The organism is Cellvibrio sp. (assembly GCF_053579595.1).
Genome location: NZ_JBRFPI010000085.1, coordinates 1 through 13719, shown reverse-complemented (window position 1 = coordinate 13719; position 13719 = coordinate 1). Strand labels below are relative to the sequence as shown.

Genomic DNA, 13719 nt, shown 5'->3' with positions numbered 1-13719 from the left:
CGATGCATTGATGCGCGCATAATCAATATAACGCTGGGATTTATGCTCAGGCAACGTGCCCCAATCCCATAGCGACAACCCGGCGTAACCGCGCTCAACTACACGATTTAAATTATCCCAATGGTTGATGACACGGTGCTGTAATTTGGGTGCACTGGCGATGGAAATGTTAGCGAGCGATTGCTGGGTTTGAATCAAACGCAGCAAATGAAAACTGCCGTAAAGCACACCCACATCCGAATTTGCGGCGATAACGGTGACCGGGCGTTTATTGATACGCGTCTGCTCAATTAAATAGCCTTCATCACCCAATACAGCCAAACGATCACCTAACTGCAGCGACGCAATAAGCGGAGAAGTGGCAGGCGTACCCACTACCAATGACTGTTTGGACAATTTTTTATTAGTGATGGCGACAGGTTTATCCAACAAACCACTTAAACCGCGTTGTAGCTCGGCGGCTGCTACACTCAAACCGGGTGTAACACCTTCAACCAGAATCTGGGTGAACTGCTGCTGGTAGGCTTTGCGCAATGTTTTGTCTGCCACTGGCTGATAACGCAACCACATGTCATAACCATCTTCAGCGTTGCTGACTTGTGCAGCTCCAGCAAGAAAAAACACCCATAAAATGAATAGATTGGTAAAGAATCGTCTGGACACCTGTAACTCCACATGGATTATTCTTAAATAACTGCTATCTTATAGTCACAACAAATATAACACTGGTATACAAGAACACAACTTAATAAATGTAAAGGATCGCACCGTCTCCAATAACACTAAAATCATCCTTAACACTCTTTATTTCGGTCAAAAAATGATAAAAATTCTTTCTTTATGCATTATTTCTCTGGTTGGTATTCAGGCCTTTGCCGCAGAACAAACTATCCGCGTAAACGATTTCAGCGACCCTAATGCCGCTTATGCCATCAAAATGCTCAAGCTGGCGATTGATCACAGTGATAACCCCAATTACAAAATAGAAGTGGTCAAAGAAGATTTCACCCAGGCACGCGTCAATGAAGAGGTGCGTACTGGCGGCCTATTGGATTTGTGTTGGGCATCTTCTGATGCAGAAATTGAATCACAGTTACGCCCAATTCGCATCCCACTTTTTAAAGGTCTCTTGGGTTATCGCATTTTTATTATCAATAAAAATAATCAAGCCAAATTTGATCAAGTCAAAACACTAGATGATTTAAAAAAACTCACTATAGGCCAAGGCCGTACCTGGGCAGATGGCCGCATACTAGAAGCCAATGGTTTCAACGTGATCAAAACGAATAAATACGGGAGTTTATTTTACATGGTTGAAGGGGGCCGTTTTGATGGCTTTCGGCGCGGTGTGCACGAACCCTTTGGTGAACTTGAGGCGCGCCCCACCATGGACTTGACGGTTGAAAAAAATTTAATGGTCTACTACCAAATGCCATTTTATCTGTTTGTCTCTCCCAGCAACCAAACACTTGCCAAAGATTTGGAAACCGGTTTTGAACGTGCGATTGCTAAGGGCGAATTCGATAAAGTCTTTTATGGCGATAAATCCATTCAGGACGTGTTGCAAAAAGCCAATATGAAAAATCGCCGTCTATTTAAATTGGAAAATCCCCTCCTATCGAAAGAGACCCCCATTGAACGCAAAGAGCTCTGGTTTGATCCGCAATCGATACCCGATAACACCAGTCAGACTTCAAACAACAACACTACTACCAATCAAATTACCAGCATCGAATAATCAACTGATATAAGAGGAAAACATATGAATATTTCACGCAGAGGGCTGCTAGCCATGAGCGGTGCCACAGCGGCACTGATTGCCAGCGCTAAATTACAGGCAGCAGAAAAAGCAGCGGCAGCGACAGGTTTGAAAGAAGCCTACAAAGACGACTTTTTAATTGGCGCAGCATTGAGCGCATCGATCATTAAAAAACAAGATCCAAAATTAGTCGCGCTGATTACCAAAGAATTTAATTCAATCACGCCCGAAAATTGCCAAAAATGGGGCGAGATCCGCAACGAAGATGGCAGTTGGAAATGGGAAGACAGCGATGCCATTATCAATTTTGGCAGCAAACACAATTTGCATATGGTTGGCCACACACTGGGATGGCATAGCCAAATTCCTGAAAGCGTTTTTAAAAATAAAGACGGCAGCTATATCTCCAAAGAAGCTCTGGCAAAAAAACAACAGGAACATATCACCACCCTGGTTGACCGTTACAAAGGCAAGATTGCCGCATGGGATGTAGTCAATGAGGCAATGGGCGATGACAACAAAATGCGCACCAGCCACTGGTACAACATCATGGGCGATGATTTTCTCGTCAACGCATTTAATCTTGCCCACGAAACCGATCCCAAAGCGCACTTGATGTACAACGATTACAACAATGAGCAGGAAGGGAAACGCAACGCTACCATTGAGATGCTCAAACGTTTGCAAAAACGCAATGCACCCATTCACGGCTTGGGCATGCAAGCGCATGTTGGCCTTGCGTCAGATATGAAAAATTTTGAAGATAGTATCATCGCCTATTCAGAATTGGGCTTGCGCATTCATTTGACTGAATTGGATATCGATGTGTTGCCATCGGTGTGGAATTTGCCCGTTGCAGAAATTTCTACCCGCTTTGAATACAAACCCGAGCGCGACCCTTACATCAAAGGCCTGCCAAAAGAAATCGACGACCAACTTGCCAAAGCTTATGAAACCCTGTTCAAAATTTTAATTAAACACAAAGACAAAGTGGATCGCGTTACCTTCTGGGGTGTGAGTGATGACGCCAGCTGGTTAAATGGCTTCCCTATTCCTGGCCGCACCAATTACCCACTGTTGTTTGACCGCAACCAGCAACCCAAAAGTGCTTACTTCCGCTTGCTCGATCTTAAGAAATAACTGACTGTTTCGTGCGGATTGTTGTAACCAGCGTTGTGCTGTAGGCTTGCGCCAACACCACCAAGGCTTACAACAATCCGCATGCATAAAACACCCCACGCCAAACATCTGCCCCCGGTTTTTCGCTGGTCGTATTTAGGCCCGCGCTACTGGCCCACCTGGATTCTATTAGGATTTTTACAGCTGATCGCTCATCTACCTATTCCAGTAAATATTGCACTGGGGCGGGGATTGGGTTGGCTACTCTTTCATCTTGTGCCCAACCGCAAGCGCATCGCCGATACCAACCTGCGCCTTTGCTTTCCTGAACTAAATGACGCCGAACGCGAGCAGATGGTGCGACGTATTATCCAATCCTGCGGCATCAGTTTTTTTGAAAGTGCGATGTCATTGTGGGGACCAGCAACGCGTTTGGTTTCAGCTCACAGCATTAGTGGATTGGAACACCTACAGGCAGCACAAACAGCAGGCAAAGGGGTATTACTTGTTGGTTGTCATATGACGACTATGGATATCTGCGGCCGCATGCTCGCATCGCACATCAAATTTGACATTCTTTATCGTCAAGATCCCAATCCCCTGCTCGCCTATATGCTGGTGAAAGCCCGCGAAAGTTTTAATGGCGAATCGATTATCAGTGTGGAAACGCGAAAGCTGGTACGCAACCTGCGCGCCGGGCATATTGTGTGGTACGCACCGGATCAGGATTACGGAATCAAGCACAGTATTTTTGCGCCCTTTTTTGGAAATCCCGCTGCGACAGTTCCGGGGACAGGCCGTTTCGCAAACTTGGGCGCTGCGCAGGTCATGACATTTATGCACTACCGCGAAGCCAATGGTCACTACCGAATCGAAATAAGTGAACCTCTGGAGAATTTCCCGAGTGGTGATGATGTGGTTGATACCACACGAATTAATCAATTAATTGAACAGATGATCCGCAAACAACCGGATCAGTATCTATGGGTACACAGAAGGTTTAAAACGCGACCGGAGGGAGAGAAAAACATTTACGCAAAACAGAAAAAGTAAGGTTATGCCCAAGCCCAGCCAGAGCATAACCTTATAAAACATCATCCTACCAATTCATTTTCTGCTTGATAAACGCCGTCAACTTTTCAGCATTGGCTTTGTGTTGTGCAATGCGTGGGTGGCCACCAAAACCCGTGTACTCAAAGAAAATGGTATCCAGTTTTGTGTCTTTATTTTCTTTTCTCATCCGCTCAACAGCAGCAGTAACATAACCTGGCCATTTTGGATTAGCGGTGGCATCCATACTACCCAGTGCACAAATAATGGGTACATTCGGATATTTAGCGCGAATGCTGCGGACAAAATCAATATAGGCCTGCACACGCTGTGCATCGCTCGGGATAGGTTGCAAACGTTTTTCACGGTCGATCAACCAGCTGTCGTTTTGCAATAAATTGATCACCACCACATCCGGTGTCCACTGGGTAAAATCCCACTGGGTTTTGTTATCACCCACCGCGCTTAATTGGTCATAAAACTGTGGCATGATGAACGGAAACCAACTGATCATGATGCCGATACCACTTTGCGAAATGGTGTGCAATTCCGCATTGAGATTGCGCGCGGTGATTGCACCGTAAGCCCAATAATTATTTTTTTCATTCAGAAGATGATCAACGCCATTGTCAGCGCCTTCATTGCCTGCACCTGAGGTGATCGAGTCACCATAGATCTCAATACGGCGAGTTGGGCGCGCAGGCGGTGCCAACAGTTTTGCCCCCGCATCCAGCACCAAGCCTTTAAATGCCGTAGCGCCCTCTTCACCTTCGGTGCGTTTGTAAATTTCCACACTGTGATTACCAGGCTTTAACGCAGTAGAGATCACATAGGTCTGTTCACCCTGTTTGGCCTCCAACACATAGGGGTGCTGGGTTTCACCATCAAGAAAAACATTGAAATAGTTTTTCCCAAGTTGGTCATCTAATTTAATCGCCAGCGAGGTGCCGGTAAAATTGGCTTTAATGCTGGTACCCGCCCAGGAAATCGACGGGGCTTTTTTGTCGGCAAAGTCGATCCGGCCAGTATACAAATACTGCTGGTTATCGGCGCTAATCGTCTGTATTGGCTCTGCCAAGGCAAGACTGGAAAAACACAGGTTGCCGAGCAGAAGGTAGTGAAGTAATTTCATGGGATATCTCGCGTCAGGATTTGAGTTTGAACTGGCTGTGATTCTTGTTATAGCGGTCCATATTAATCGGCTGCCACCGCAAATACCACCAATGCCATACAAAGAAGCGTAAATCCCACAGAGGGCAGTAACACAGAAATTGTTCACAGATAGCGCCTTAAAACAAGACTGTTTTTATAGAGGCTTAAGTGCGAATATTGCCACTCATCTCAATCCCATTAAGCGCAGGAACATTATGAACCTGAAAAATCACAGCGAATACTTCTCCAAAATATTCGACAATTTGGACGCAGCAGGCGAATCATTGACGGAAATTACCTTTGAAAATTGCATCTTCCAGCAATGTAATTTTTCTGACGTGCGATTCTACAAATGCAAATTTGTAGACTGTGTATTTACAGGATGCAATCTCAGCAATATTAAAATTGACTACAGCAAGTTTTTTGACGCCAGGTTTAAAGAAAGCAAATTAGTCGGCGTAGACTGGACCAAAGCTGACTGGCCGCGCTTCAACTTTACCGCACCCATCGGTTTTGAAGAATGCATCATCACCGATTCATCATTCTATGGATTGGGTTTAAGTGAATTAGTATTGGAACATTGCAAAGCCCATGACGTAGATTTCAGAAATGGCACGTTCACCAAAGCTAAATTTTCCTACACCGACTTCACCAACAGCCTGTTTATGAAAACCAATCTGCGCGAAGCCAATTTTAGCGAAGCAGAAAATTACGATATTGATATTTTTAACAATGAAATTCAAGCAGCCAGATTTACCCGCCTTGAAGCGGTGCGTTTATTGAATGGGCTGGATATTGAGTTGGTGGATTGAATTTTTCATTATTCTTTATTTAGCAGGAATAACCTCATCGAGTGTTTTTTTGGTCAATTAAAAATAAAAATTTTATTAGTAAATAAAGTGATTTTAGAGGCATGCCCACAAGAGAAGTTTATTTTTTATTGTCGCCCTATGCCACATAGTAAGATTGACAATATCGAAAGACGGAAACATTATTTCCCTTCCGAGCTGGCTGTAAATCTGTGCATTATTAAGTCGCACCGGAACCAATAAATCAATTCTTAAACGAGGAAGGAAAATGAAATATTTTGGACTACTAAAGGCAACAGCATTTCTTGGTTTAATGTCTACTGGAATTTCAGCCTCAGCCGCACCGGTATCATGTACCTGGCAATATGCCGGTGGTGGGGGTGGCGGTGGGACATCAGTGATTGCAGAAGTTTGTTTAAACTATATCTATAATGGAACTCAAATCGTTGGTGCGCAGCATGTGGCAACAAGGACATGGACTTTTACTGGCCGGTTCAACCCCAATAGCAGCACCACTCAATGCCAACTGAGCGTGTCAAGCGGATTCGGAAATTCAGGAACATGTGTTTCGCCAAGTTTTTACACCACAACAAGCAGCGCAAGTACAACGCCCGCAATATCAAAATTACATCTTCTTGCTCTTAAACTCGAAAAAAAGAGTGCTGCATTAAAATTGACATAATAAATACGAAAAAAGACTTTCAGTAGTCAATATCAAGTACCATTTCGGTACAATGAAAATCCTGACCCGCATCTCATGCGGGTCGCTTCTATTTAGCTTTTAAAATAGTAAGTTGTTGCAGATTATGAAACACAAAATTGGATTAGTTATCGCATTCCTATCAGGTGTTTCCAGCACTTGGATATTCATTGATATCGAAAAAAAATTACAAAACACTGCATCAGCATCACCTAATGATACGCCATTAAATATGGATTATTCTGCAAGGCTCAATGAACTTAGCAACGACATAAAAATGTTAAAGATGGAAAACGCTCAGCTTATTTATAAATTAAACAGCATCACACAAGAAAACAAAAAAAAATCTGCAGAACATATCATAAAACCAGCTGCTCCTGACTTAACAGAGCAAGAATTGGTGACCTACAAGCTCAATGAAATATCTACGAATATAATAGAAAAAATGGGTGAAGGCCTACAGAACTATGCAGATAAAATATCCACTGACTTTAATAATGAAAATGAAGATATATTTTGGTCTGAACAACAAGAAGCACAATTGAGAGCAGCAATAAATCAAGATACTGAACTTAGCGGCATCGCCATAAGAGATATAGAGTGCAAGACCTCACAATGCAAGATTAGTGTTTTTTCGGGAAATTTGGAACAAAATCAAGAGATCTTCGAAAAGCTAACCAGATCGATAGGTAAGCTCTACAAAAATCCAAGTTACTACGCTGACCCACTGGAGAGTAATGGAATTAAAACAATTTACTTTAAAACCCTGGAAAAATAATTACAGCAAATAGTGCGAATTACCCATCACAACTCACTCTTAAGAGCAATATCCCTCACCCATTGCTTTCTTCTCTCCTGGCGTAAAATTTCCACCTGCGACCAAGAGAAAAGTAGCGAGAGATACAAAATATACATACCGAGGATATTGATCAGTAGAGGAATTAGCATTGAGATATCGACCGCGCCTTTCATAATCGAAGCGGGTTGATGCAGGGTGTACCACCACTCAACAGATTTTTTTATGATGATTACATTAATAACGCCGACTAACGACAAAACTGCCGCCGCCTTATTGCCAGCATCACTGTTTTTATAAGCATCCTGCAATGCATACACTCCAAGAAAAAGAAAAAACAAAATCAACATAGAGGTAATTCTTGCATCCCACACCCACCATGCACCCCATGTTGGCTTACCCCAGATGGAACCGGTAACCAATGCCACAAATGTGAATGCCGCCCCCAAAGGTGCCGATGCTTTCATCATCATAAATGAGAGCTTTGTTTTCCAGATTAAACCTACTGCCCCCATTATCGCCATCAGCACGTAAGCAACTTCAGCTATATGCGCTACAGGGGCGTGAATAAACAGAATGCGATAACTGTTACCCTGCTTCGAGTCTATCGGCGCGAAACCTAATCCCCAAACAGTACCCACCAACAGCAGCACGAATGCGACTGAATACATATAGGGCAACCAAGCGCGGATATATTGGTAAAACCAACTAGGCGTTCCGAGTTTATATAGCCAATTCCATCTCATTATTTTTTCTCACATTTTCTTATATATCGACGCAAATAATAACATCCAAGTAGATAAGTACATTTGCATTTAGGCACTATTTTGCATTCACATTTGAACATGCAGCATAACTCTCAACTATTTAAGAACGCTAAATCCACGCTGTTAAAACGCGCCAAATTGGGAAATACATCGGCAAAATTTCCCGCAGGCAGACCATACCAACTCGCGAGGGTTGCGGCGTATTGATCCATGCTGTTGGTTGGGATAATGCGACCTTCGCCGATATCGTCTTTTCCGCCAATAATTAGTTCAGGAAATTGACCATAAACATTACCACCATTCACAGCGCCACCCATTATCATTTGATGACTGCCCCAACCATGGTCAGTGCCATCGCCATTGCTCGTGAGCGTGCGACCGAAATCGGAAGTGGTAAAGGTGGTGACTTGGTCGGCTATACCTAATTCGACTGTGGCTTTATAAAATGCATCCAGACCCGTACTTAGTTGCGCAAGCAAAATATCGTGGCGACGTAATTGATCGCCGTGGGTATCAAAATCGCCCATGCCGATAAAAAAGGTTTGGCGGGTGACTTGCAAGCTGCTACGCGCCGAGAGCATTTGCGCCACCATTTTTAAATTGGCTGCGAGTGGATTGCCTGTGGGGAAAACAGTTTGCAAGGGTGCCTGCGCATCCAAAGCAGTTTTTACCTCGCCGGCCAGATCCCATGCCAGGGTTTGGGTGCGGGCGTATTCGCGTTGGAAAATATTCTCTTGCTGCTGTGCCAACAATGCTTGATAGATTTGGATGCGGCTTAGCTCGCGCGCATCGCTGGCTTTTTTATTGAAATTTTCCAGCTCTTTAATGCCCGCTGAATCGATGGAATAAGGTACTACGCTATCGCCACTCTGCCAAATATTTGAGCCACTGAGCGAAATATTCATCGAGAGTTTTTTGTTGATATTCATCGACTGCATTGCATCTGCCGCACGCCCCGCCCAACCATTACGACGAGTACTCGATTGCAAACTTTGCAAAAAAGTTTGCTGGTCATTGTGTGAAAATAATTGTGGCGGCAGAAGGGATTTATTGCCTTGATAATTAGCTTTGCTTACAGGCTCAACCAAAGCGCCGACATTGGTTAGCAACGCCAACTTGCCTGAGTTAAATAATTGTTGTGCATGGGGCATGTTCGGATGAAAACCGAGTTGGGCACCCGAACCACTCAGATTGGACAGCGATAGCAATTTACTTTGCTCTATCGCCAGGGTTTGGCGCGATGCTTTATAAGCGGCATATTGAGAGTCTTCGGTAGGGACGAGCATGTTAAAGGCATCGTTACCACCAAATAAGAAAATGCACACCAAGGCTTTGTAAGAATCGTTGGGTTGCACCATGGCGTTGGCGAGTTGCAAGCCCGCACTGATGGTGTAAGCGGTACTACTACCAAGTGCAATACCGGCAGCTTGTTTTAAAAAATGACGGCGATTCTGCATATTATTTTTCATAGGATTATCTCTGTGCCGCATATTCAGGTGAAGCCATTACCAAAAATAAGGCCTCATAGACTAGCGTATCCCGCTGCCACATTTGGCCTTCTTCACCCCAGGTGGGATCGACTTTATTATTATTCAAATGATTCAAAATTAAATCGTACATGGGCTGACTCATCTGCCCCGCCATTACCACCAGATTTAAATGATCCAATAACTCAGCTGGGTTTTTGCTGAGCTCACGTTCGCGATCCAAATGCAGGCGTGGAGAAAATGCATCCCAGTTACCATCGATTGTTGGCTCTAACCAATCGTGGGGGGTGTCGCGCCAAAAGATCGCATTACTCAAAGTGGAGGCCTTGGACATGATCATACTTTCAGTGAGAATCTGAAATTCCGGGGAGCTCATATTGGCATTTTTTAACTCGCCTGGATGCTGGTAATCCGGGCGATAAAAATTAAATACCGAAAAGGACCCGTAGGGGCGCTGGCCAAGCAAGCGACCTGAACCATAAAAGCGAAGACGCGGCGGCGTCACAGTGCTATTTTCCAATTTGGTGGGTGTCCCTGTACCTTTAAAGGCGCGCCACAAGTGTGCGGTTTTTAATATTGGCTCGCGCAGCTTACCAAAGGTTTGCGGCATATTTTTGTGGCCATTTTGTGCTTCGTCATCCAACACAATCGCGCGCACCACGGCTTTCAAATCACCTTTTACGCCAGCTCCATTATCGTTAAAAATAGTGGCCACACGGGTCACATACGCAGAGGATGGATTACTGGTAACCAAGCGCTGGATTAATTGCTTGCTAATAAAAGGGGCCACATTGGGATGCGCAAAAATAATATCCAGCGCTGCATCTACATCCTGCTCCGGTGTTTTGTTGGCGGCAATAGATTTATCGCCAAATAACATCTTTGCGTTGAAGTCGTGATAATTATCGAAAGATTTCATCGGTAAGATTTCGCTAGCGCCACTCTCTGTCCACTCCCACCAATTTTTTATTGTCGCCATATTCCAACCGGTAAATACGCGCGCCAATTCTTTTACCGTCGTTTGATCGTAAGTGGGAATGGGATTGCCTTGTGCGTCCAACTTAACGCTGCCATCCAGATTTAATTGCACCAAGCCAATCGTGAATAATTGCATCAATTCACGTGCATAATTTTCATCAGGGCGAATATTGCGGTTGGAATCCGCTTTTTCATTGCGCACCATGCTCAGGTATTCACCCATCATGGGATTGAGCGTAACGGCTTTTAGCAAATCGCGATAATTTCCAAATGCGTGCTGAGCAAGAATATCCTGATAATTGGCAATGCCACGCGTATCGTTGTACAACACATCGGACACATTGGAAATGACTAAAATCTGGCTGAGTGAATAGGCGATACGCTGGCGCAATTGGTCATCGCCCCAGAGCGCAACCTCCCACCAAATATCGCTGCGCTGTAAATCGCGCAGATAACCTTCATCGCTATCATCTTGTTCCGGCTGCACAACAAAACCAATTTGTTCAAAACGCTGATCAAGTAGTGCGAGGTGTTTGGTTTGGGGTTTATTGAATTGCTCATCCAACCAAGCGGTTTTACCAATGCGAACAATATGATCAATATCTTTGGCAGTCGGTCCAAAAGTGGTCTGCGCCAAAAAGCGCGCGGCCTCTCTAGCACTGGTGTAATTGGGACTATCTTTGATTGGCAAAACGGGGTCAGGTGTTAAATCCGGCACTGGAATTTTTGCGGTTGCTGCACTTGATGCTATTGATGAGCGGCTGGACGCGATTGATGCTGGGCTGGATGTCGGGGCGAGGCTGGAAGCGATTGAACTGGACGCAATAGCAACAGCCGATGAACCAACTGGATTCGTATTTCCCCCACTACCACCCCCACTACCACCACAGGCAATCATTAACACTGATGCACTGATCACTACAGTGCGCAGCAAACCCAGCATAACCACTTCGGAACGTTTTTTCATAACAGCCCTATATCGAATAAGAGTTATTGGATCGACATCTTTGGGAAAACTGTACTGCAACTATAGATATTTATGCTGCGCCTGAAATGCAGACAATTGATCCGGTTTATCGGTAAATACGGCATCTACCCCGAGCGACATCATTGCTCTCCAATCTTCCTCATGGTTGACGGTGTACACCCAATTTTTTAACCCGCGTTTTTGCGCATCCTGAATTAACTCAGGGGTGAGAAAACTCAAATGCGTATTAAACGAATAGGCGTTGAGTGGTTCGCAGCAGGCAGCGTAATCCAGCGGGATGCCCTCAATTAATACACCGCGTTTTATTTGAGGCATCTGCTGAAGACATTGGAATAATTGCTGATGATCAAAGCTCGAAATGACGTACTGCTCGTAATTGCCTTGCTGCGAAGTTACGTACTCATCCAGTACGCGTTTTAATGTCGGCACCGAATTGGCGCCTTTGATTTCGATGTTGAGCAAGGCTCTATCGCCCACGAGCTCCAACACCTGTTGCAAAGTGGGAATAGGTTCACCGTTCTCCAGCCGTTGCTCGCGCAGATAAGCCAACGGCTGTTCAGTAATTATACCCTGCCCCGACACCACCCGCCCCAAGCGGCGGTCATGGGTAACCAGCAATTCACCTTCAATCTGGAATATATCGATTTCAACTGCATAGACGCCGAGTTCCAGTGCGCGCGCAACAGCGGCCAAGCTGTTTTCAGGCAGTGTAGATTGGATAAATTGGGGGCCGCCACGATGGGCGATGCATAACAAAGGTTTCATAAAGCGCTCGTTCAGTGAATCAGCCGTTATAATGCCGCGCAATTATCATTGTGAAATGCGGCGATCGCTGAAGTATGGCAGTCGCCCCTTGAATCATCAACGCAGGTGCCAATGTGGATAGCTTTCCCCGTATAGAAGAGATTATTACCCACTCAGTGTTTTCAAAATTACTGATTGTGTTCGGTTGTTTAGTGGCGTTTTATCTCGCCACCAAATTGCTGGACAAGATTATCCACGATGTCAGTGTACGCCGGGCGCTGGGCGATTTACGCGTGCTCTATATCACCCGGCTAATGAAAATCGGCATGGTGTTTTGCTGCCTTGTAGTCATGTGTTTGATTTTGGGGCTGGGTTATAGCGAGATTTCGGTATTTTTATCCTCCATATTTGCTGTTGTCGGCATCGCATTGTTTGCCCAGTGGTCGATTTTGAGTAACGTCACTGCCAGCATGATCATCTTTTTCGGCTTTCCCTACAAAGTGAATGACCGCATCAAAATTCTCGATAAAGACGACGATATGAGTGGCATCATCGTGGAAATCAGTATGTTCCACGTAATCTTGCAGCGCGCTGATGGCAACCTGATCACCTACCCAAACACCCTGATCCTGCAGAAAGCGGTTTTGAAGCTCGATTATCCGCTGGTTGAACCTATCGCTGAAAATGCCGAGGACCTGACCGCCTTGCCGCTTGAGCAAATGCGGATGGAAAGCGAACCTAAAAGCCAGCAGCAGCGCTAATGCGCCTTGTTATAACCGTCAGCCTGATGATTTAACATTCATCAGGCTGTTATCGATCATTACCTCGCGGATATACATCCTAACCAGCGCGCAAGCGTCAGCATTTTTGTGCTATCTGTGTTAGCGCAATCACCAATCATTTACCGCCGCCAATCACGCCTATATAGTCGCGAGCACTGATTTAGGCGACTTCGATAAATATAGCCAAATCACCAGCAAAGATAGCGCTTTCAAGAGCATCTTTTGGAACATAAAACATTCGCGATAATAATATTCCCACGATAACAACAACGGAGAATTTGAATAATCATGCAATCCCTGATCAAGACCTACGCCCTGCCTGTTGTGCTTCTCAGCTTAACCGCCTGTGGTGGTGGAGGCAGTAAACCCGCACCATCCCCCGTACCCAGTTCCACCGCAGCCAGTTCAGTAGCACCCAGTTCGACGCCTGCCAGTTCTGTAGCCCCAAGCTCCACTCCGGCCAGTTCAGCGGATGCATCCAGTAGCGCAGCTTCAAGCTCCTTGGCGATAACCGAAAGCACCCAAATCGCGACTGTCTACGCCAACTACTCAGTTGCAGCGATTGATAACTGCGGTGTCGGCATCAGC

At 45.1% G+C, this 13719-nt stretch carries 13 protein-coding genes and 1 pseudogene; 8 read left to right on the top strand and 6 right to left on the bottom strand.

Annotated elements, in window-relative coordinates; translation table 11 throughout:
- The coding region (locus ACWA6V_RS07490; RefSeq protein WP_449521893.1) for an alpha-glucuronidase family glycosyl hydrolase at positions 1-663 on the bottom strand (663 nt) is incomplete at its 3' end.
- A 157-nt stretch (positions 664-820) separates the two neighbouring features.
- Between ACWA6V_RS07490 and ACWA6V_RS07485 the strand changes: the two genes are divergently transcribed.
- From ACWA6V_RS07485 to lpxL, 3 genes are all read left to right on the top strand, one after another.
- A complete protein-coding gene (locus tag ACWA6V_RS07485; RefSeq protein ID WP_449521892.1) occupies positions 821-1738 on the top strand; it encodes a diguanylate cyclase in 918 nt (305 codons plus the stop codon).
- Between the two features lie 24 nt (positions 1739-1762).
- Positions 1763-2899 (top strand): endo-1,4-beta-xylanase, encoded by a 1137-nt coding sequence (locus ACWA6V_RS07480; RefSeq protein ID WP_449521891.1) that lies wholly within the window; start codon positions 1763-1765, stop codon positions 2897-2899.
- Between the two features lie 81 nt (positions 2900-2980).
- A complete protein-coding gene (gene lpxL, locus ACWA6V_RS07475) occupies positions 2981-3931 on the top strand; it encodes an LpxL/LpxP family Kdo(2)-lipid IV(A) lauroyl/palmitoleoyl acyltransferase (protein ID WP_449521890.1) in 951 nt (316 codons plus the stop codon).
- Positions 3932-3977: 46 nt separating this feature from the next.
- Here the strand turns inward: lpxL and ACWA6V_RS07470 are convergent, their stop codons facing one another.
- Positions 3978-5060: an SGNH/GDSL hydrolase family protein gene (locus ACWA6V_RS07470; RefSeq protein ID WP_449521889.1), complete on the bottom strand. Its 1083-nt coding sequence runs from the start codon at positions 5058-5060 to the stop codon at positions 3978-3980.
- Between the two features lie 235 nt (positions 5061-5295).
- On the opposite strand from ACWA6V_RS07470, the gene ACWA6V_RS07465 reads away from it, so the two are divergent.
- The 3 genes from ACWA6V_RS07465 to ACWA6V_RS07455 all read left to right on the top strand — a co-directional run bounded on the left by ACWA6V_RS07465 (position 5296) and on the right by ACWA6V_RS07455 (position 7367).
- Positions 5296-5892: a pentapeptide repeat-containing protein gene (locus tag ACWA6V_RS07465; RefSeq protein ID WP_449521888.1), complete on the top strand. Its 597-nt coding sequence runs from the start codon at positions 5296-5298 to the stop codon at positions 5890-5892.
- Between the two features lie 265 nt (positions 5893-6157).
- The gene (locus tag ACWA6V_RS07460) at positions 6158-6571 is read left to right on the top strand and encodes a hypothetical protein (protein WP_449521887.1); all 414 of its coding nucleotides are present in this window, start codon (positions 6158-6160) and stop codon (positions 6569-6571) included.
- Between the two features lie 124 nt (positions 6572-6695).
- Positions 6696-7367 carry a hypothetical protein gene (locus ACWA6V_RS07455; RefSeq protein WP_449521886.1) on the top strand — a complete coding sequence of 224 codons (672 nt, stop codon included), beginning with the start codon at positions 6696-6698 and terminating at the stop codon, positions 7365-7367.
- A 26-nt stretch (positions 7368-7393) separates the two neighbouring features.
- Here ACWA6V_RS07455 and ccmC read toward each other — a convergent pair whose 3' ends face one another.
- From ccmC to ACWA6V_RS07435, 4 genes are all read right to left on the bottom strand, one after another.
- Entirely contained in the window at positions 7394-8131 is a 738-nt protein-coding gene (gene ccmC, locus ACWA6V_RS07450) for a heme ABC transporter permease CcmC (protein WP_449521885.1), read from the bottom strand.
- Between the two features lie 113 nt (positions 8132-8244).
- Positions 8245-9621 (bottom strand): DUF1501 domain-containing protein, encoded by a 1377-nt coding sequence (locus ACWA6V_RS07445; protein WP_449521884.1) that lies wholly within the window; start codon positions 9619-9621, stop codon positions 8245-8247.
- 4 nt (positions 9622-9625) lie between these two features.
- Entirely contained in the window at positions 9626-11584 is a 1959-nt protein-coding gene (locus tag ACWA6V_RS07440) for a DUF1800 domain-containing protein (RefSeq protein ID WP_449521883.1), read from the bottom strand.
- A 60-nt stretch (positions 11585-11644) separates the two neighbouring features.
- A complete protein-coding gene (locus ACWA6V_RS07435) occupies positions 11645-12370 on the bottom strand; it encodes a glycerophosphodiester phosphodiesterase (protein ID WP_449521882.1) in 726 nt (241 codons plus the stop codon).
- Between the two features lie 113 nt (positions 12371-12483).
- Between ACWA6V_RS07435 and ACWA6V_RS07430 the strand changes: the two genes are divergently transcribed.
- Both ACWA6V_RS07430 and ACWA6V_RS07425 read left to right on the top strand, forming a co-directional pair.
- Positions 12484-13110: a mechanosensitive ion channel domain-containing protein gene (locus ACWA6V_RS07430; RefSeq protein WP_449521881.1), complete on the top strand. Its 627-nt coding sequence runs from the start codon at positions 12484-12486 to the stop codon at positions 13108-13110.
- A 309-nt stretch (positions 13111-13419) separates the two neighbouring features.
- Positions 13420-13719, top strand: a pseudogene (locus ACWA6V_RS07425) (hypothetical protein); the annotation flags it as partial.

Bases quoted from the DNA above. Each gene is read 5' to 3' on its own strand.
- ACWA6V_RS07485 (WP_449521892.1), top strand. From the start codon at position 821: ATGATAAAAATTCTTTCTTTATGCATTATTTCTCTGGTTGGTATTCAG.
- ACWA6V_RS07480 (WP_449521891.1), top strand. From the start codon at position 1,763: ATGAATATTTCACGCAGAGGGCTGCTAGCCATGAGCGGTGCCACAGCG.
- lpxL (WP_449521890.1), top strand. From the start codon at position 2,981: ATGCATAAAACACCCCACGCCAAACATCTGCCCCCGGTTTTTCGCTGG.
- ACWA6V_RS07470 (WP_449521889.1), bottom strand. From the start codon at position 5,060: ATGAAATTACTTCACTACCTTCTGCTCGGCAACCTGTGTTTTTCCAGT.
- ACWA6V_RS07465 (WP_449521888.1), top strand. From the start codon at position 5,296: ATGAACCTGAAAAATCACAGCGAATACTTCTCCAAAATATTCGACAAT.
- ACWA6V_RS07460 (WP_449521887.1), top strand. From the start codon at position 6,158: ATGAAATATTTTGGACTACTAAAGGCAACAGCATTTCTTGGTTTAATG.
- ACWA6V_RS07455 (WP_449521886.1), top strand. From the start codon at position 6,696: ATGAAACACAAAATTGGATTAGTTATCGCATTCCTATCAGGTGTTTCC.
- ccmC (WP_449521885.1), bottom strand. From the start codon at position 8,131: ATGAGATGGAATTGGCTATATAAACTCGGAACGCCTAGTTGGTTTTAC.
- ACWA6V_RS07445 (WP_449521884.1), bottom strand. From the start codon at position 9,621: ATGAAAAATAATATGCAGAATCGCCGTCATTTTTTAAAACAAGCTGCC.
- ACWA6V_RS07440 (WP_449521883.1), bottom strand. From the start codon at position 11,584: ATGAAAAAACGTTCCGAAGTGGTTATGCTGGGTTTGCTGCGCACTGTA.
- ACWA6V_RS07435 (WP_449521882.1), bottom strand. From the start codon at position 12,370: ATGAAACCTTTGTTATGCATCGCCCATCGTGGCGGCCCCCAATTTATC.